At 73.3% G+C, this 19195-nt stretch carries 16 protein-coding genes and 1 pseudogene; 6 read left to right on the top strand and 11 right to left on the bottom strand.

Annotation, left to right across the window (positions count from 1 at the left end; genetic code table 11):
• Positions 1 to 179 precede the first annotated feature (179 nt).
• Complete coding sequence (locus tag ACFHW0_RS23105; protein WP_416610715.1) at positions 180 to 1241, bottom strand: aspartate-semialdehyde dehydrogenase; 1062 nt, start codon at positions 1239 to 1241, stop codon at positions 180 to 182.
• 5 nt (positions 1242 to 1246) lie between these two features.
• Positions 1247 to 2512, bottom strand: coding sequence for an aspartate kinase (locus tag ACFHW0_RS23110; protein ID WP_121401692.1), 1266 nt, complete (start codon positions 2510 to 2512; stop codon positions 1247 to 1249).
• Positions 2513 to 2736: 224 nt separating this feature from the next.
• On the opposite strand from ACFHW0_RS23110, the gene ACFHW0_RS23115 reads away from it, so the two are divergent.
• From ACFHW0_RS23115 to leuA, 3 genes are all read left to right on the top strand, one after another.
• Positions 2737 to 3573 (top strand): hypothetical protein, encoded by an 837-nt coding sequence (locus ACFHW0_RS23115; protein WP_416610716.1) that lies wholly within the window; start codon positions 2737 to 2739, stop codon positions 3571 to 3573.
• Between the two features lie 85 nt (positions 3574 to 3658).
• The gene (locus tag ACFHW0_RS23120) at positions 3659 to 4210 is read left to right on the top strand and encodes a nitroreductase family protein (protein WP_416610718.1); all 552 of its coding nucleotides are present in this window, start codon (positions 3659 to 3661) and stop codon (positions 4208 to 4210) included.
• A gap of 237 nt (positions 4211 to 4447) precedes the next feature.
• The gene (gene leuA / locus ACFHW0_RS23125) at positions 4448 to 6199 is read left to right on the top strand and encodes a 2-isopropylmalate synthase (RefSeq protein ID WP_416610720.1); all 1752 of its coding nucleotides are present in this window, start codon (positions 4448 to 4450) and stop codon (positions 6197 to 6199) included.
• 22 nt (positions 6200 to 6221) lie between these two features.
• Here the strand turns inward: leuA and ACFHW0_RS23130 are convergent, their stop codons facing one another.
• The gene (locus ACFHW0_RS23130) at positions 6222 to 7676 is read right to left on the bottom strand and encodes an MFS transporter (RefSeq protein ID WP_416610722.1); all 1455 of its coding nucleotides are present in this window, start codon (positions 7674 to 7676) and stop codon (positions 6222 to 6224) included.
• A 108-nt stretch (positions 7677 to 7784) separates the two neighbouring features.
• On the opposite strand from ACFHW0_RS23130, the gene ACFHW0_RS23135 reads away from it, so the two are divergent.
• Both ACFHW0_RS23135 and ACFHW0_RS23140 read left to right on the top strand, forming a co-directional pair.
• Positions 7785 to 8450: an HNH endonuclease family protein gene (locus ACFHW0_RS23135; protein WP_416610740.1), complete on the top strand. Its 666-nt coding sequence runs from the start codon at positions 7785 to 7787 to the stop codon at positions 8448 to 8450.
• A complete protein-coding gene (locus tag ACFHW0_RS23140; RefSeq protein WP_416610742.1) occupies positions 8447 to 8887 on the top strand; it encodes a hypothetical protein in 441 nt (146 codons plus the stop codon). Before ACFHW0_RS23135 ends, ACFHW0_RS23140 begins: the two co-directional genes overlap by 4 nt.
• 61 nt (positions 8888 to 8948) lie before the next feature.
• Here the strand turns inward: ACFHW0_RS23140 and ACFHW0_RS23145 are convergent, their stop codons facing one another.
• The 7 genes from ACFHW0_RS23145 to ACFHW0_RS23175 form a co-directional block, all read right to left on the bottom strand.
• Complete coding sequence (locus ACFHW0_RS23145; RefSeq protein ID WP_416610724.1) at positions 8949 to 10052, bottom strand: ABC transporter ATP-binding protein; 1104 nt, start codon at positions 10050 to 10052, stop codon at positions 8949 to 8951.
• On the bottom strand, positions 10049 to 11146 hold the full coding sequence (locus ACFHW0_RS23150) for an ABC transporter ATP-binding protein (RefSeq protein ID WP_416610726.1): 1098 nt from the start codon (positions 11144 to 11146) through the stop codon (positions 10049 to 10051). Before ACFHW0_RS23150 ends, ACFHW0_RS23145 begins: the two co-directional genes overlap by 4 nt.
• Before the next feature lie 120 nt (positions 11147 to 11266).
• Positions 11267 to 12223, bottom strand: a complete 957-nt coding sequence (locus tag ACFHW0_RS23155; RefSeq protein WP_121401700.1) for an ABC transporter permease — start codon at positions 12221 to 12223, stop codon at positions 11267 to 11269.
• Positions 12220 to 13224: an ABC transporter permease gene (locus ACFHW0_RS23160; protein ID WP_416610728.1), complete on the bottom strand. Its 1005-nt coding sequence runs from the start codon at positions 13222 to 13224 to the stop codon at positions 12220 to 12222. The genes ACFHW0_RS23155 and ACFHW0_RS23160 overlap by 4 nt, the downstream gene beginning before the upstream one ends.
• Before the next feature lie 77 nt (positions 13225 to 13301).
• Complete coding sequence (locus ACFHW0_RS23165) at positions 13302 to 14966, bottom strand: ABC transporter substrate-binding protein (protein WP_416610730.1); 1665 nt, start codon at positions 14964 to 14966, stop codon at positions 13302 to 13304.
• Positions 14967 to 15286: 320 nt separating this feature from the next.
• The gene (recR, locus tag ACFHW0_RS23170; protein ID WP_089003014.1) at positions 15287 to 15880 is read right to left on the bottom strand and encodes a recombination mediator RecR; all 594 of its coding nucleotides are present in this window, start codon (positions 15878 to 15880) and stop codon (positions 15287 to 15289) included.
• A 7-nt stretch (positions 15881 to 15887) separates the two neighbouring features.
• Positions 15888 to 16196, bottom strand: a complete 309-nt coding sequence (locus tag ACFHW0_RS23175) for a YbaB/EbfC family nucleoid-associated protein (protein ID WP_233600326.1) — start codon at positions 16194 to 16196, stop codon at positions 15888 to 15890.
• Positions 16197 to 16355: 159 nt separating this feature from the next.
• Between ACFHW0_RS23175 and ACFHW0_RS23180 the strand changes: the two genes are divergently transcribed.
• Entirely contained in the window at positions 16356 to 17429 is a 1074-nt protein-coding gene (locus ACFHW0_RS23180; protein ID WP_416610732.1) for a DUF2332 domain-containing protein, read from the top strand.
• 92 nt (positions 17430 to 17521) lie between these two features.
• Here ACFHW0_RS23180 and ACFHW0_RS23185 read toward each other — a convergent pair.
• A pseudogene (locus ACFHW0_RS23185) lies at positions 17522 to 19195 on the bottom strand (DNA polymerase III subunit gamma and tau); the annotation flags it as partial.

A 19195-nucleotide genomic window follows, 5' to 3' on the forward strand; every position in this document is an offset into this window, starting at 1 on the left:
CCCCCACCCTCGCGCAGGGCCGTCGACCATCCCGCGTCGAGCATGCAGTTGTGGTGCCCCACAAAAGCCACGAAAGGGCGCCTTCCGCCCACCACAACTCCATGATCGACGCGCGGGGCGGGGGCGAGGACGAGGGGCGGGGCGGGGGGGCGGGGGTGGGGGTGGGGTGCGGGGGTGGGTTAGCGGGGGGTGAGTTCCTTGGCGAGGAGTTCGGCTATCTGGGCCGTGTTGAGGGCGGCGCCCTTGCGGAGGTTGTCGCCGGTGACGAAGAAGTCCAGGGCGCGGGGGTCGTCGACGGCGCGGCGGATCCGGCCCACCCAGGAGGGGTCGGTGCCGACCGCGTCGATGGGCATCGGGAACTCGCCCGCGGCGGGGTCGTCGACCAGGATCACACCGGGGGCGTTGCGCAGCACCTCGCGGGCGCCCTCGGCGTCCACCTCGGTGGCGAAGACCGCGTGCACCGCGACGGAGTGGCCGGTCACCACCGGCACCCGTACGCAGGTGGCGGAGACCTTCAGGTCGGGCAGCCCGAGGATCTTGCGCGACTCGTTGCGCAGCTTCATCTCCTCGGACGACCATCCCGCGTCGGCCAGGGAGCCGGCCCAGGGCACCACGTTGAGCGCCAGCGGCGCGGGGAACGGGCCCACGTCGTCGCCGACCGCCTGGCGTACGTCGCCGGGGCGGGAGCCGAGCACCCGGTCTCCCGCGACCTTGGTGAGCTGGGCGTGCAGGGTGTCCACGCCGCTCTGGCCGGCGCCGGAGGCCGCCTGGTAGGAGGCGAGCACCAGTTCGCGCAGCCCGTACTCGCGGTGCAGCGGGGCGATCGCGATGATCATGGCCAGGGTGGTGCAGTTGGCGTTGGCGATGATCCCCTTCGGCCGGTTGCGTACCTGCTCGGGGTTGATCTCCGGCACCACCAGGGGGACGTCGCGGTCCATCCGGAAGGCGCCGGAGTTGTCCACCGCGACGGCCCCGCGGCCGACCGCGATCGGCGCCCACCGCGCGGAGACCTCGTCCGGGACGTCGAACATCGCCACGTCGACGCCGTCGAACGCCTCCGGGGTCAGCGCCTGGACGGTCAGCTCCTCGCCCCGGCAGCGCAGCCGCCGCCCGACCGAGCGCTCGGAGGCGAGCAGCCGGATCTCACCCCAGACGTTCTTCCGCCCGCTGAGCAGCTCGCACATCACCGTGCCGACGGCACCGGTCGCCCCGACCACGGCCAGGGTGGGCAGCGGCGACACGGTGGCTACCGTCCCGTCCCCGCGTAGACGACGGCCTCGGTGTCGCCGCCGAGGTCGAAGGCCTCGTGGATGGCGCGCACGGCGGCGTCGAGGTCGGTGTCGCGGCAGACCACGGACACCCGGATCTCCGAGGTGGAGATCATCTCGATGTTCACCCCGGCCGCGCCGAGGGCGGCGAAGAAGCCGGCCGCGACGCCGGGGTGCGAGCGCATGCCGGCCCCGATCAGCGAGACCTTGCCGACGTGGTCGTCGTAGAGCAGGCCCTTGAACTTGACCGACTCCTGGATCTTGCTCAGGGCGGCCATGGCCGTCGGGCCGTCGGCCTTGGGCAGCGTGAAGGAGATGTCCGTGCGGCCCGTGCCCTCGGTGGACACGTTCTGCACGATCATGTCGAGGTTGATCTCGGCGCCGGCCACGGTGTCGAAGATCCGCGCGGCGGCGCCCGGCTCGTCGGGCACGCCCACGATCGTGATCTTGGCCTCGCTGCGGTCGTGGGCGACCCCGGTGATCAGTGCTTGCTCCACAGGAAGGTCCTCCATCGATCCGGTGACCATCGTGCCGGTGTTGGTCGAGTATGACGAACGGACGTGGATCGGCAAGCCCGCCCGGCGGGCGTACTCCACGCTGCGCAGGTGCAGGATCTTGGCGCCGCAGGCGGCCAGCTCCAGCATCTCCTCGTAGGTGATCTGGGTGATGTGCCGCGCGTTCGGGACGATCCGCGGGTCGGCGGTGAAGACGCCGTCCACGTCGGTGTAGATCTCGCAGACGTCCGCGTGCAGCGCGGCGGCGAGCGCCACGGCGGTGGTGTCGGAACCGCCCCGGCCCAGCGTGGTGACGTCCTTGGTGTCCTGCGAGACGCCCTGGAAGCCGGCGACGATGACCACCGCGCCCTCGTCGAGAGCGCCCTTGAGCCGCCCCGGCGTGACGTCGATGATCCGCGCCCGGCCGTGCACCGACGTGGTGATCACGCCCGCCTGCGAACCGGTGAACGAGCGGGCCTCGTACCCCAGGTTGTGGATGGCCATGGCGAGCAGCGCCATGGAGATCCGCTCCCCGGCGGTGAGCAGCATGTCCAGCTCGCGGCCCGGCGGCAGCGGGCTGACCTGGTTGGCCAGGTCGAGCAGCTCGTCGGTCGTGTCCCCCATGGCGGAGACCACCACGACGACGTCGTCGCCGGCCTTGCGGGCGGCGACGATGCGCTCGGCCACCCGCTTGATCCGCTCCGCGTTGGCGACGGAGGACCCGCCGTACTTCTGCACCACGAGTGCCACGACGGTGCGCTCCCTCCCAGCGACGACCCTGAGCGTGCCGGCGCCGCCGGATAGGAGCCGGCGGCGCGTGTCAGACGCACCCAGGGTATCGGTCGGCCGACCCGGCCGGGTCGGGTGATCCCACGATCCGGCCCGGCCGCCCGGGGCGGGGTGGTTCGCGACACGCCGGGGCGGCGCGCGTGGCAGGGCCCCCGCGCGTCGTTTCCGGGCCGCAGAATGGCCCCGTGCACGCCCATCTCCGCCCCGCCGGCCCTCCCGCGAAGCCCGCACGCCCGCCGGCGCGTCCGGCCCGACGCCTGGCCGGCCCGCTCGCGCTCGCCCTGCCCGCGCTCCTCGTCGCCTGCACCGGCGACGAACCGGTCACCCGGCCCACGCCCACCTCGACACCGGCGCCGGCGGGGGTGGACGCGGCGCGCGACGAGTTGGCGGCGCTGGCGGCCGCCGCGCAGGATCGGCACCTGGTCGCCAGCTACACGCTGCGCGCCCCGGAGTCGCCGGACCGGACGATCCTGGTGACCAGCGCGAACGACGGCAGCTGGCGGGTCGACGTGCCGGGCGGCGCGCTCGGCGGCACCGCCGACGTCTCGTTCGCCGCCACCGCCGACGGGCTGTTCCAGTGCGCCCTGCCGTCCGCGGCCCGACCCGAGCCGGCGACCTGCGTACGCCTCGGCGACCGGGACGAGGCCGTACCCCGCCGGCTCGACCCCCGGGTGCAGCACCCGTTCACCGACTGGCTGGACGTGCTGACCGACCGGCGGGCCCCGCTCGCCGTGTCCCCCGCCGAGCCGCCACCCGGTGCGTCCGGCGCGTGCTACTCGGTCGAGACCACCTCGGCGTCGATCAACGCGCCGCTGGACGTGGGGATCTACTGCTACGGCCCCGACGGCACGCCCACGGCGGTGCGCACCACGTCCGGCACGCTGCTCCTCGCCGGGACGCCCGCGCCCGCCCCGGCCACCGTGCAGCTGGCCGGGCCGGTGGTCGACGCCGAGCCGCTCGGCACGGCGGCGCCGGAACCGACCGCGGAGGCGACCGAGAGCCCGGACGCGGGAACGCCCTGACCGCCGGCGACGTTACGGGTGCCGTTCGCCACATTCGGACATCCCGCCCTTAACCGCTGAATCGCCCTTACGGGACACTCGCCCCATGGCCGACCTCACCCCGCTGCTCGCGTTCCGCTGGAGCCCCCGGTCCTTCGACCCGGTGGCGGAGCTGTCCCGCGAGGATGCCTCCGCACTGCTGGAGGCGGCCCGCTGGGCGCCCTCGGCCGGCAACGCCCAACCGTGGCGGTTCGCGCTCGGGCACCGGGACGACGAGACGTTCAAGCGGATCCTGGTCAACCTGCCGGAACGGGAACAGCGCTGGGCACAGCGCGCCGCCGCCCTGTTGCTCGGCGCGCACCGCACCGGGTCCGCCGGGCACGCGTACGACCTGGGCCAGGCGGTCGCCCACCTCACCGTGCAGGCCACGGCGCTCGGCCTGCACGTACGCCAACTGCACGACCTCGACCACGCCGGCCTGGCCGCCGACCTCGACCTGCCGGCGGGCGTACGGCCGCACGTGGTGGCGGCCGTCGGGCAACTCGGCGACCCGCTCAGCCTCCCCGCCGACCTGCTGCGCTCGGAGACCGGGCTGCGCCGCCGGCTCCCCCTGGCCGAACTCCTGCTGACCAGCCAGGCTGCGAAGTGCGTCCCATAGTCCGGACCGGCCTTCCCGCCCCCCGGCCCGCAACGTAGGGTTGTCTGGTCATGTGGCGGGCGTACCTTCTCCTTGGTCGCCGCGACGAGGCCTGAAGGCCGGCACCTCGTCGCGGAGTCGGACCGCGCCGTCCAGCACATCCGAACTTCCCATCGGCAACCGCCCGGGCACCGTCGCCCGGCAGCTGGCCGACACCTTCCGATTGCTGACGCCACATGTTCCAGGGAGCACTCCGTCATGGCTCAACCCGTCACCGACGCTGAGACCGATCCGATCGCCCGGCAGCGCCCCAGCCGGATGCCGTACCACCGCTACCAGCCGTACCAGCGGCAGTTCCGGCTCGACCTGCCCGACCGCACCTGGCCGACGCGGCACGTCGAGGCCGCGCCGCGCTGGTGCGCGGTGGACCTGCGCGACGGCAACCAGGCGCTGATCGACCCGATGTCGCCGGAGCGCAAGCGCCGGATGTTCCAGTTGCTCGTGCAGATGGGCTACAAGGAGATCGAGGTCGGCTTCCCCTCGGCCAGCCAGACGGACTACGACTTCGTGCGGCAGCTCATCGAGCAGGACCTGATTCCCGAAGACGTCACGATCCAGGTGCTCACCCAGTGCCGGGAGCACCTGATCGACCGCACCTTCGAGTCGCTGCGCGGCGCGCGGCGGGCGATCGTGCACTTCTACAACTCGACCTCCACGCTCCAGCGGCGGGTGGTCTTCGGGCTGGACCGCGACGGCATCGCCGACATCGCCACCCAGGGCGCGCGGCTCTGCCGCAAGTACGCGGAGATCCACACCCCGGACACGGACATCCACTACGAGTACTCGCCCGAGTCCTACACGGGCACGGAGCTGGAGTACGCGCTGGAGGTCTGCGCCAAGGTCATCGAGGTCATCGACCCGACCCCGGACCGCAAGCTGATCGTCAACCTGCCGGCCACCGTCGAGATGGCCATGCCGAACGTCTACGCCGACTCGATCGAGTGGATGCACCGGCACCTGCCCCGGCGGGACAGCCTGGTGCTGAGCCTGCACCCGCACAACGACCGGGGCACGGGCGTCGCCGCCGCCGAGCTGGGGCTGCTGGCCGGCGCGGACCGCGTCGAGGGCTGCCTGTTCGGCAACGGCGAGCGCACCGGCAACGTCGACCTGGTGACGCTGGGGCTGAACCTCTTCTCCCAGGGCGTCGACCCGATGATCGACTTCTCGAACATCGACGAGGTGCGGCGCGCCGTCGAGTACTGCAACCAGCTCCCGGTGCACGAGCGCCACCCGTACGCGGGGGACCTGGTCTACACCGCCTTCTCCGGCTCCCACCAGGACGCGATCAAGAAGGGCTTCGACGCGCTCGCCAAGGACGCGGCGGCGGCCGGGGTGCCGATCGACCAGCACACCTGGGCGGTGCCCTACCTGCCGGTCGACCCGAAGGACCTGGGCCGCACCTACGAGGCGGTCATCCGGGTCAACTCGCAGTCCGGCAAGGGCGGCGTCGCGTACATCATGAAGAGCGAACACCAGCTCGACCTGCCGCGCCGGCTCCAGATCGAGTTCTCCGGCGTGGTCCAGCAGGTCACCGACCACGACGGCGGCGAGGTCGACCCGGGCACCATGTGGGAGATCTTCGCCACGCACTACCTGCTCGACCACCAGGTCGACCCGGCGCTCACCCTGGACGGCTACGCCATCGGCACCGCCGAGGGCAAGGTCGAGATCGAGGCCCGCATCGGCCTGGGCGGGGAGCCCCGCTCGCTGACCGCCGTCGGCAACGGCCCGATCGACGCGTACGTCAACGCGCTCCAGTCGGTGGGCGTGGCGGTACGGGTGCTCGACTACCACGAGCACGCGCTCTCCTCCGGCGGGGACGCGCAGGCCGCCGCCTACGTGGAGTGCGAGGTCGACGGTCGTACGGTCTGGGGCGTCGGCACCGACGCCAACATCGTCACCGCCTCCGTGAAGGCCGTGACGAGCGCCGTCAACCGCGCCCGCGCCTGACGGGCCGGGAGGGGCCCCCCGTTCAGGCAGGGTGCCCCTCCCGACGCCGGGGTGGGCGGTGGATGAGCAGGGCCGCCATCGCCGCCCCGGCCAGCAGCAGGCCGGCGCACCAGAGCATCGCGCCCCGGTACGCGCCGGTCAGCGCGGCCGGCTGCGCGTAGCCCGAGCCGGAGAGCCCGACCAGCAGCGGGAGCGCGGCCACCGCCAGCAGGCCGCCCGCCCGGGACGCCGCGTTGTTGAAGCCGCTGGCCACACCGGCGAACCGGTCGTCGACCGCGGCCAGCACGGAGGCGGTCAGCGGCGCCACCACCAGCGTCAGCCCGATCCCGAAGAGCACCACCCCGGGCAGCACGTCCCGCCAGTACGACGCGTCGGGGTCGACGCCGCGCAGCAGCACCAGCCCGGCGGCGGCGACCACCGGCCCGACGGTCAACGGCAGTCGCGGTCCGATCCGCGCCGACAGCGCGCCCGCCCGCGCCGAGCCGACCAGCAGCAGCACCGTCATCGGCAGCAACGCGACCCCGGTGAGCAGCGCCGACCAGCCGACCACGTTCTGCAGGTAGACGGCGAGGAAGAACGTGAAGCCGCCGAGCGCCGCGTAGACGAGCACGGTGAAGACGTTCAGCACCGAGAAGAGCCGGCTGCCGAACAGGCCGGTGGGCAGCATCGCGCCGTCCCCCCGGCGCCGTTCGACCAGCACGAAGGCCACCGCGCCGGCCACGCCCGCCAGCGCGGCGGCGAGCACCGGCACGGAGTCGGGGCCCCGTACGGGGGCGTCGATCAGCGCGTACGTGACGCCGGCCAGGGCGAGCGCGCCGAGCAGCGCGCCGGCCACGTCGAACCGGCGGCGGTGCCGCCCCGGCCCCCCGGCGCGGGATGCGGCCTCGTCCCGGCTCTCCGGCACCCAGCGCAGCGCCGCCAGCACCACGAGCACGGCCAGCGGCAGGTTGAGGAAGAAGATCCACCGCCAGGAGAGCGCGTCGATCAGCCAGCCGCCGAGGAACGGGCCGAGCGCGGTGGAGACGCCGGACAGCCCCGACCAGGCGCCGATGGCGCGGCCCCGGTCGTCCGGGTGGAAGCTGGCCTGGAGCACCGACAGCGAGCCGGGGGTGAGCAGCGCGCCCCCGGCGCCCTGGAGGAACCGGGCCGCGACCAGCCACTCGGTGCCCTGGGCCAGGCCGCAGAGCAGCGACGCGAGGGTGAACCAGACCACACCGAGCAGGAAGACCCGCCGCCGCCCGAAGCGGTCGCCGAGCGCGCCCCCCAGCAGGACGAAGGCCGCGAGCATCAGCAGGTACCCGTTGACCGTCCACTGGAGACCGGCGACGGTGGCGTCGAGGTCCGCACCGAGACGGGGCAGCGCCACGTTGACCACGGTGGTGTCGAGGAAGACCATGCCGGAGGCGAGGACGGCGGCGAGCAGGGTGCCCCGCCCGTGCGCGGTGCCCAGCCGGAGCGCGGGCGTGGTTTCGGCCATGCCGTCCAATCTGCCCCGCGCGATATGAGAGACGCCACGAATCGCCGAAACCGGGCCCGGGTACTGTGCGGGATCGCCGGGAGCCCGCAAGCTGGAGAGGTGTCGTCTGTGCGTACCAGATCAGGACCGCGCGCCGCGGTGACGGCCGCGCTCGCGGCGGCGCTGGCGCTCGGCGCGGCCGGTTGTGTCGCCGTCGACGAGCCGGACGTCGCGCCGAGCAGCGGTGGTGGCGGCGGCAACGCCGCGCAGAAGCTGACCCAGCTCACCGTGGCCACCGCCGGGTCGATGAAGGGCTACAGCCGGGAGCGCTTCCCGCACTGGCGCGACACCGGCAAGAACTGCGACGTACGCGACAGCGTGCTCAAGCGCGACGGGGAGGACATCAAGCTCTCCGGCTGCAACGTGGTCGACGGCCGCTGGGAGAGCGTGTACGACGGCCGCGCCTTCACCGACCCGTCCGACGTGGACATCGACCACATGGTGCCGCTGGCGAACGCGTGGCGTTCGGGCGCCGACGAGTGGGACGACGCGAAGCGGGGCGAGTTCGCCAACGACCTGGACCGGCCGCAGCTCATCGCGGTTTCCGCCTCCTCGAACCGGGCAAAGGGTGACCAGGACCCGTCCCAGTGGAAGCCGGCGAACCGGTCGTTCTGGTGCCAGTACGCCGAGAACTGGGTGACGGTCAAGCACCACTGGCGGCTCACGGTGACCAGTGCCGAGAAGGCCGCCCTGACCGACATGCTGGAGGGCTGCACATGGGCGAGCAAGCCGTGACCGGAGCCGGGGCCACCCCCGCCCCGGAGCAGACGCCGGACGCCACCGGGGAGGACGCGGCGGCGGCCACCGGCAGCGCGCCGGCCGGCCCGGCCACGGCCGGCATGACGGCGGACGGCGCGGCCGGCACGACCACCGGGGTGCCGGGGGCGGGGATGGCCGCCGACGCCGAGGGCACCTCGACCGCCGCGCGGGAGCTGACGGCCGACGTCGTGCCCGGCCCGGGCGGGGTGATGACCGACGAGGTCGGGGTGGTCACCGGCGAGCTGACCCTGCGCACCGGGTACGCCGACGGCCGGGCGACGCTGACCGTGCAGTACCGGGACGCCGACGAGTGGTACACGGTCACCGGCGGCAGCGTGGCGCTGGCCGACCCGGCCGGGCTGGACGCGGTGCACGGCATCGCGGTCGCCCTGCTGCACCGCCCCGAGGGCTGACCCACCGACCGCCCGCCCGCCCGGACGCGGCCCCGCCGAGAGGCCGCGTCCGCGACGCGGATCAGACGTACGAGCCGGGCTCGTTGGGCGCGGAGACGGTGTGCGGCTCCTCGCCCTCGCCGACCGGGCGGGTGAGCTGCACGCTGACCTTGTGCGGGCGCAACTCCCCGCTGGCGATCCGCTCGGCGAAGTGGCAGGCGACCCGGCTGCCGCCGACATCCCGCAGCGCGGGCCGCTCGTCGGCGCAGCGGGTCGGCTGCGCCCACGGGCAGCGGGTGTGGAACCGGCAGCCCGCCGGCGGGTTGGCGGGCGAGGGCAGGTCGCCGGCGAGCAGGATGCGCTCGCGGCGGTCCTCCACGTCCGGGTCGGGCACCGGCACCGCCGACATCAGCGCCCGCGTGTACGGGTGCATCGGCTCCGTGTAGAGCCGGTCGCTCGGCGCCTCCTCGACCAGCGCGCCCAGGTACATCACGCCGACGGTGTCGGAGATGTGCCGGACCACCGCGAGGTCGTGCGCGATCACCAGGTAGGTCAGGCCGAGGGTGTCCTGGAGGTCGTCGAGGAGGTTGACCACCTGGGCCTGGATCGACACGTCGAGCGCGGAGACCGGCTCGTCGGCGACGATCAGGTCGGGCCCGAGCACCAGCGCCCGGGCGATGCCGATGCGCTGCCGCTGGCCGCCGGAGAACTCGTGCGGATAGCGGGAGAGCGCCCAGCGGGGCAGGCCGACCTTGTCCAGGGTCTCGCCGATGACCCGTCGCCGCTCGTCCCGGCTGCCGCCGATGCCGTGGGCCTGCAGGCCCTCGGTGAGGATCGACTCGACGTTCTGCCGGGGGTCCAGGCTCGACATCGGGTCCTGGAAGATCATCTGCATCCGGCGGCGCATCGACCGCAGCTTGCCCGACGACAGCTTCGTCAGCTCGACGCCGTCGAACCGGACCTCGCCCCCGGTGGGCGGGGTGAGCTGGAGCAGCGCCCGACCCAGCGTCGACTTGCCGCAGCCGGACTCGCCGACCAGGCCGTACGTCTTGCCGCGCGGGATGCTCAGGTCGACGCCGTCGACGGCCTTCACGTGGCCGACCGTCCGGTCGAGGATCACCCCCCGCCGGATCGGGAAGTGCACCTTCAGGTCGCGGACCTCGACGAGGAATTCGCTCTCGGTCACGGCTTCTCCTCCTCGCGCGGTGCGGGCACCGGGCCCGCGGTCGCCTCCGCCGCCGGGGCGGTGGCGGCCGGCGCCTCCGCCGGGGCGGTGCCGGTGGCGGCCGGCCGGGGCACGGTGCCGGGCACCGGCGCCGGGTTGACGCATCGGTAGCTGCGGCCGTCGTGGGCGAGCACCAGCGCGGGCGGCTCCCCCACGCACTCGTCGATCCGCCGCGTGCAGCGCGGCGCGAAGGCGCAGCCGTCCGGCCAGGGCAGCAGGTCGCGGACCGAGCCGGGAATCGGGTTCAGCCGCTCGCCGCGCCCGGCGTCCAGGCGCGGCACCGAGCCGAGCAGCCCCACGGTGTACGGGTGCCGGGGCTCACGGAACAGCGGACGACGGCGGGCCGTCTCCACCACCCGGCCGCCGTAGAGCACGTTGATGCTGTCGCACATGCCGGCGACCACGCCCAGGTCGTGCGTGATCATCACCAGGGCGGTGCCGGACTCCCGGACCAGTTCCTTGAGCAGCTCCAGGATCTGCGCCTGGATGGTGACGTCCAGCGCCGTGGTGGGCTCGTCGGCGATCAGCAGCCGGGGCTTGCACGCCACCGCCATCGCGATCAGGGCGCGCTGCCGCATGCCGCCGGAGAGCTGGTGCGGGTACTCCTTCAGCCGCCGCTTCGGGTCGGGGATGCCGACCCGGTCCAGCAGGGCCGCCGCCTCCTTCTCGGCCGCCGCGCCCTTCATCCCCCGGTGCCGCGTGAGCACCTCGGTGACCTGCAACCCGATCGGGATCACCGGGTTCAGCGACGAGAGCGGGTCCTGGAAGATCATCGCGACGTCGCGGCCCCGGATGTCCCGCCGGGACCGGTCGTCGAGCTGGAGCAGGTCCGTGCCGTCGAAGACCGCCTTGCCGCCGACGCGCAGGCCCGGCTGCTTGGGCAGCAGACCCATGATCGCCAGCGAGGTGACGCTCTTGCCGCAGCCGGACTCGCCGACCAGGCCGACCACCTCGCCCGCGTCGACGGAGAAGGAAACGCCGTCGACGGCGTGCACGGTGCGCTGACCGCGCCGGGCGAAGGTGACGGAGAGATCTTCGACATCAAGCAGAGCCATGTCGGGCCCGCCTTTCGTTCGCGACTGCGGGGCTCGCAAGCTCACTCCTCGCGCTCACCGTGCTGGCCTTTTCGTTCGCGACTGCGGGGCTCGCAAGCTCACTCCTCGCGCTCACCGGCCCTACTTCCGCAGCTTCGGGTCGAGTGCCTCGCGCATCGCCTCGCCGAGCAGGGTGAAGCCCAGCGCGGTGACGATGATGGCGAGGGCGGGCAGGATCGCCAGCCGGGGCGCGGAGTCGAGGTACTGCTGCGCGTCGGCGAGCATCACACCCCACTCGGGGATGGAGGCGTCGTTGTTGCCGAGGCCGAGGAACGAGAGCGCCGCGGCCTCGATGATCGCGGTGGCCAGGGTGAGGGTCGCCTGCACGATGACCGGGGCGAGCGAGTTCGGCACCACGTGGGTCAGCGCGATCTTCGGCTTCTTCACGCCCAGCGAGACGGCGGCCAGGACGTAGTCGCTGTTCGCCTGCGAGATCATCGAGCCGCGCAGCAGCCGGGCGAAGACCGGCACCGACACCACGCCGACCGCGATCATGACCGTGGTCAGACCGGCGCCGAGCAGGGCGGCGATGCTGATCGCCAGCAGCAGGCTCGGCATGGCCAGCAGCATGTCGACGAAACGCATCAGCACGTTGTCGACCGCCCGGCCCCACCGGCCGCCGAGGCCGGCGGCGGCGCCGGCGACCCCGCCGATCAGCGAGCCGACGGCGAGGCCGATCAGCGTGGAGACCACGCCGACCAGCAGGGTCTGCCGGGCACCGACGATCATCCGGCTGAACTCGTCGCGACCGATGTGGTCGACGCCGAACCAGTTCTCGCCACGGAAGCCGGGGAAGTCGCCGAGGCGGATCTCGCTCTTCCAGAGCTGGGCGTCCGGGGGGTGCGGGACGAAGAACGGCCCGAGGATGGCGACCAGCAGGAACAGGCTGAGGATCACCGCGCCGACGATCGCCGCCGGGTTGCGCCGCAGCCGGCGGAACGCCTCCTTCCAGAGGCTGACGCCGCGCTCGTCCTCCCGGGCCGCCAGTTCGGCGAGCCGGTCGATCTTTTCCTTTTTGGTGCCGCCGGTGATCGTCATCGGACCCTCACCCTCGGGTCGATCAGGCTGTAGGAGAGGTCGACCAGGAGGTTCACCAGCACGTACACCACCGCGATGATCAGGATGAAGCCCATCAGGACCGGATAGTCACGCTGGCTGATCGCCTCGTAGATGAAGGCTCCGATGCCGCTGAAGGCGAAGACGGTCTCGGTCAGCACCGCGCCGGAGAGCAGGCCACCGGTGAGCAGGCCGATCGAGGTGACCACCGGCAGCATCGAGTTGCGCAGCACGTGCCGGCGCCGGACCGTGCTCTCGGTCAGGCCCTTCGCCTCGGCGGTGCGTACGAAGTCCTCGTTGAGCACCTCCAGCACGCTCGCGCGGGTGATCCGGACGATGATCGCCAGCGGGATGCTGGCCAGCGCGACGGCCGGCAGCACCAGGTGCCAGAGCGCGTCGGCGGCGGCGTCCCACTCCCGGGTCATGATCCCGTCGAGGACGAAGAAGTTGGTGATCCGCGTCGCCCCGAGCGTCGGATCCTGCCGGCCGCTCGCGGGGAACCAGCCGAGGTTCTCCGCGAAGATCGCCTTCAGCACGTACGCGAGGAAGAAGACGGGGATGCAGATGCCGATCAGGGAGCCGCCGACCGAGAGGTGGTCCAGCATCCGGCCGCGGCGGCGGGCCGCCAGGTAGCCCAGCGGGATGCCCACGCCGATCGCGATCAGCATCGCGGTGATGGACAGCTCCACCGTGCCGGGGAAGCGTTCGACGAACTCGGTGACGACGGTCCGCTTGGTGGAGGTCGACGTGCCCAGGTCGAGGCGGACCAGCCGCCGCACGAACCGGCCGTACTGCACCAGGATCGGCTCGTCGAGGCCCATGTTGCGCCGGATCGCGGCACGCATCTCGGGCGTCCCGCGCTCACCGAGGATGGCGGTCTCGGGACCGCCGGGCAGTCGGCGGAGCCAGATGAACAGCAGGAGGGAGAGCCCGAACAGCGTGGGTATCAGCTGGAGCAGGCGTCTGACGATGAACCGGAACACGGCGGCCTCGTAAGGGGTACGGAGGGTCGCGGGCGGGCGCTGCCGAAACAGCGCCCGCCCGCGGTCGGAGCGTCAGATCAGGACTTGAACTCGGCGGTGGAGAAGCGCTCGTCGGTGAGCGGGCTCGCCTTGACCCCGGTCACGTCCTTGCCGAACACGATCGCCGGCGGCGAGTGCGACACCGGGACACCGGGCAGGAAGTCCATGATGGCCTTGTTCAGGGCCTTGTACTTCTCGGTCCGGGCCGCCACGTCGGCGGTGCTGTCCGCGTCCTTGAACTGGTCGAACAGGGCCTTGTTGGTGAAGCCCCACTCGGCCTTCGGCCGGTCGAACATGGTGCCGATGAAGTTGTACGCGTCGCCGTAGTCACCGGTCCAGCCGAGGAAGTGCAGGTCGTGCTTGTTGCCCGAGGTGGTGGCGTTCAGGTAGTCCGGGCTCCACTTGAGCGGGATGGCCTGGACGTTGATGCCGACCGCCTTGAGGTCCGCCGAGAGCAGTTCGAAGATGTCCTTCGGGTTCGGCATGTACGGCCGGGTGACCTCGGTCGGGTAGTGGAACCGCAGGGTCAGGTTCGTCGCGCCGGCCTCGGCCAGCAGCGCCTTCGCCTTCGCCGGGTCGTAGTTGTACTTGGTGACGTCGCCGTTCCAGCCCTCGACGGTGTCCGGCATGAAGTTGTCGGCGACCTTGGCGCCCGGGGGCAGCTTCGAGTCGACCAGGGCCTGCCGGTTCAGCGCGTGCGCGATGGCCTGGCGGACCTTGATGTCGGCGAGCTTCGGGTTCCCCTTCTGGTTGATGCCCAGGTAGAGGATGTTGAACGCCGGGCGGGTCAGGACGTTGAAGCCCTCGCCCTTCAGCGGCTCGACGTCGGCCGGACCGACCAGGTCGTACCCCTGGATGTCGCCGGAGCGCAGCGCCTGCTTGCGCGCGTTCTCGTCCGAGATGGTCTTGTAGATGAGGGTCTTCAGCTTGGCCTTGGTGCCGGCGTAGTCCTCGTTGCGCTCGATGGTGAGCGTCTTGTTGGCGATGTCCCAGGACTTGAACTTGAACGGGCCGGTGCCGGTCGGGTGCGCCGTGGCGTAGGCCGGGTACTTGATGTCCTCGGCGGTGCCGCCCACGTTGCTGGCGTCGTACTTCTCCAGCGCGGTCGGGCTGTGCATGGAGAACGAGGGCAGCATCAGCGCGGCCGGGATCTTGCTGGAGACCCGGGTGAAGGCCAGGTCGACGGTCGTGGCGTCCTTGGCGGTGCAGGACTTGAAGAGGCTCGGCGGCAGGTCCGCGCTCTCGTTCTTGGCGAAGCCGCCCATGACGTCCTGCCAGTACGGGGTCACGTCCGGGCTCTGCATGAGGCCCTTGGCGTTGTACCAGCGGTCGAAGTTCTTGCAGACCGCCTCGGCGTTGAATTCGGTGCCGTCGTGGAACTTGACGCCGGAGCGCAGCTTGAAGGTCCACGTGGTGCCGGCGGCGTCCGGGGTCCAGGTCTCGGCCAGACCGGGGGTGACCTTGGTGCCACCCTCCTCCGGACGGACCAGCGTCTCGAAGACCTGACGTGCCACGCGCAGCGACTCACCGTCGCTGGCGAAGCTCGGGTCGAGCACCTTCGGGTCTCCGGCTACGCCGAAGACGAGGGTGTCCTTCTTGCTACCGCCGGAACTGTCATCGCGGTCGCTCTCGGCGCAGCCTGCTACCGCGAGGGCCGCGACCGCGACGGCCGCGAGGGCGACCTTCGGCCTGGATGCACGCATGGGTGCTTCACCTCGTCCTTGGGGTTACGGACAATCGTGGTGACAGGGGTCACCGATCGCCGTGACCTTAGCCGCCGTTCGGACCGGCGGGAAACCATCGAGGAACCGGTTGGTACCGGATCGTGTCTTAACCGACGCACCCCGCCGCAGAGGCCGTTCCGGACCGCCGACAAAGGGGCATTATGTCCGGGTTGGGCGATGCCGATTTGTTACATCGATCGTCGCCAGCATCACCTGCATGTCAGAAGCCACAGTGGACACGCGGGCGCCCGTACGACGACGGCCGGCACCGGATTCCGGTGCCGGCCGTCGTCGGGAACTCAGACGGCGCGACGGCCCTCGAAGGCGCGGCCGAGCGTGATCTCGTCGGCGTACTCCAGGTCGCCGCCGACCGGCAGGCCGCTCGCCAACCGGGTCACCGAGATGCCCATCGGCTTGACCATCAACGCCAGGTACGTCGCGGTCGCCTCGCCCTCGGTGTTCGGGTCCGTGGCCAGGATCAGCTCCCGCACGGTGCCGTCGCTGAGCCGGGCCATCAGCTCACGGATGCGCAGGTTGTCCGGCCCGATCCCCTCCAGCGGATTGATCGCGCCGCCGAGCACGTGGTAGCGGCCCCGGAATTCGCCGGTCCGCTCGATCGCCACCACGTCCTTCGGCTCCTCGACCACGCAGAGCACCTCGTCCGTGCGGCGCGGGTCGCGGCAGATCCGACACCGGTCGGACTCGGCCACGTTGTAGCAACTGGTGCAGAACCGCACCAGCTCCTTGACCTTGCGCAACGCCCCGGCCAGCCGGTTGACGTCGGCCGGGTCGGCGGACAGGACGTGGAAGGCGATCCGCTGGGCGCTCTTCGGGCCCACGCCCGGCAGCCGCCCCAACTCGTCGATCAGGTCCTGGATGGCGCCCTCGTACATCTGCCGCTCAGAAACCGGGCAGGCCGAGGCCGCCCATGCCGCCGGTGACCGGGCCCATCTTCTTCTCGGTCAGCTCCCGCGCCGCCTCGGCGGCGTTGTGCATGGCCGCGACGACGAGGTCCTCCAGGGTCTCCACGTCCTCCGGGTCCACCGCCTTCGGGTCGATCTTGATCGACTTCAGCTCGCCGGTGCCGGCGACGGTCGCGGTGACCAGGCCACCGCCGGCGGTGCCGGTCAGCTCCGCCTCGGCGAGCTCGGCCTGCGCCTTGGCGATCTGCTGCTGCATCTTCTGCGCCTGCTTCAGCATCTGCTGCATGTTCGGCTGTCCACCTGGGCGCACGGATGGCTCCTTCTCGCACTCGTCTGCTCGGCCGCCGCTCAGCCTATCCGCTGGGAGCGGACTCGCCCCGCCCGGTGCTTTGCACCCGCCGGGTCCGGGCGCACGATCACGGGACCGACCGGACGGAGGTGGGGGATGTCCCGGGAACAGGCCGCGGCCGCCATGCAACGGCAGGCCCGCGCCTGCGCCGACATGGGCGCCGCCCTCTACGCCCACCTGCTGGCGCGCGCCGCCGGGGACGTGCGCGCCGGCGGCCCGTGCGCCACCGTCATCACGGGGTACGAGGACGCCGACCCCGACGCCCTCGTGTCGCTACGCCTGCTCGGCGGGGTGCACGCGCTGGTGCTCTCCGGCCGGGCGCCGGCGCTGGCCCGGCACTATCCCAGCGCGGGCGGGGCGTACCGGGCGGCGGACGCCCCCGCCTGCTGGGCCGCGTTCCGGGCGGTCGTCGAGGCCGAACACGACACGCTGCGCGGCTGGCTGCGCCGACCGCCCCAGACCAACGAGACCGGTCGGGCCAACCTGCTGCTGGCCGGCCTGCTGCACGCCGTCCACGAGGTGGGCGGGCTGCCGGTGCGCCTCGTCGAGCTGGGCGCGAGCGCCGGGCTGAACCTGCGCGCCGACCGGTTCCGCGTCGAGGCCGCCGGCTTCGCCTGGGGGCCGGCCGACTCCCCCGTACGGCTGCCGGACGCCTGGCGGGGCGGGCCGCCCGACTGGCTGCGGGCGGCTGCCGGCGCGTACCCCGAGCTGACCGTGGTGGAGCGGCTCGGCTGCGACGTCAGCCCGATCGACCCGGGCGACCCCGACGGCGCGCTCGCGCTGCGGGCGTACCTCTGGCCGGAGCACACCGCCCGCGCGGCCCGGCTGGCCGGCGCGCTGGAGCTGGCCGGGCGGCTGCCGGTCCGGGTCGTCGCGGCGGGGGCGGCGGACTTCCTCGCCGGGATCACCCCGCGCCCCGGCAGGCTGACGGTGGTGTGGCACTCGGTGATGCGGCAGTACGTCCCGGCCGAGGAGTGGGCACGGGTCACTGTCGAGCTGGACCGGCTGGCCGCCGCCGGCAGCGCCGACGCGCCGGTCGCCCACCTGTCCTTCGAGCCGCACCCACGGGAGGCCCGCGACGACTTCCAGCTCCGCGCCCGGCTCGGCACCGGACCGGAACGCCTGCTGGCGGAGGCACACCCCCACGGCCTACCCGCCTGGCCCGCCTGACCGCCCCTGCCCGGCGGGTCACCCCCCGTGGAGATCTCGGTGCGGAAGTGCCCCGGAGAGGGCCGTTTCCTACCAGGATCCGCCGCAGCGGGTCAGCGGGCGTCCACCTCGTCGATCTTCTCGGCGCCGAAGGCCTCGCGCAGCAGCCGTACCGCCTGTTCCTCGCTGGACTCCCGCGCGGTCTGCTCGTCGATGACCTCGTCCAGCGGCTCGTCGCCCGGGTCGAAGCCCTCGAAGTTCGGCGCCGCCGGCCGGGCGCCGCCGGGACGTCCCCCGCCGCCGCGCACCGGGCCGTCGAAGTCCGGGTCGTACGGCGGCTCGCCGGCCCAGTCGGCGTCCGCGGTCTTCCGGGCCGGCTGGCCGGTACGCGGACCACGTCCCGCCGCAGCCGCCCGCGCCGCCGCGATCGCGCTGCTCACCGGGGGGCCGGCGGACGCGGCCTGCTGCGGCACCCCCGACGGTCCGGCCGGCTTCGGCACGGGCGTGGCGGTCGCCGACGCCGTGGCGGCGCCCGCCGGCCGGGTGGTCGACGCTGCGCCGGGCAGGCCGGGCGCCGTCGGGGCGGCGGCTGCCGCGCCGCCGGACGACGTGACGGCCGGCGTGCCGCCCGGGCGGGCCGGTTCCGGCCAGTCGTCGGTGTCCCCGGCCGCGCCACCCGGGCGGGCCGGCTCGGGCCAGTCGTCGGTGTCCCCGGCCGCGCCACCCGGGCGGGCCGGTTCGGGCCAGTCCTCGGCCGCGTCGGTGGCGGGAGCACCGCCGGCCCCCGACGCACCAGCGCCGGAGGCGGGCCGGGTCGCCCCGCCCTGGCCGGCAGCGGCACCACCCGCGCCGCTCGCCCCACCAGGCCCGCCGGCCGCACCGAGGCCATTCGGACCGGCGAGGCCGTTCGAGCCGGACACGCCGCTCGGGCCGGCCGCGCTATTCGGGCCGTTCGGGCCACTCACGCCGCCCGGGCCGTTCGGGCCGCCGGACATGCCGCCGCCGCCTACACCGCCACCGGACGGGCCGGCGCCGGACGGGCCGGTACCGCTTCGGTCCTGGTGGGCGGGAGCTGCCGGCGGCGGGGACGCCGGGCGGGCCGGCGCGGCGGGACGGGACGGGCCACCGAGTGACGCGCCACCCCGCTCGCCGGCCACCTCGCAGCGGATCTGCCAGCGGCCGCCGAACTCCTCGTACAGCACCTCGGCCAGCACCGACGTGTGGTTGCCCATCATCTGTGCGAGCACCGGCGACTTGACGGTCAGCACCAGGGTGTCGCCGTCCACGTCGCGGACCACCGCGTCGCGCATCAGCGCGGCGGCCGGCTTCTTGATCCGGTTGACCTTCGCGACGATGTCCGGCCAGACCCGGCGCACCGCGACGGCGTCCAGGGTGCCCGCGGCAGCCGCGCCGGGGCGGGGCGGGGCGGGGGTGGCCGGGTCGGGCATCACCGCCGAGGGCGGCACCTGCCGGCGGGCGGGGGCATCGGCAGGCGGGCCACCGGTGGTCGCACCCACCGGTTCGGTAGCACCCGGGGCGGCCTCCGCGGCCCGGGAACCGGCGGCGGCCCGGGAACCGGTGGCGGCCGGGGAACCGGCGGCGGCCAGAGCCGCGGCACGGGCGGCCGCGGCACCGGACGGAGCGCCGGCAGCCGCGGGCGGGCCGGCGGGCCCCGGGTCGGCCCCGGTCGTGGCGGGGACGGGCTCGGGGCGTACGGGAGGCAGGCGATCGCCGTGTCCGGCAGGCGTTCGGACTGGCGCAGCACGTGGCTGCCGCAGTCCACCTCG

This window comes from Micromonospora sp. LOL_025, assembly GCF_048060285.1.
GTDB lineage: Bacteria > Actinomycetota > Actinomycetes > Mycobacteriales > Micromonosporaceae > Micromonospora.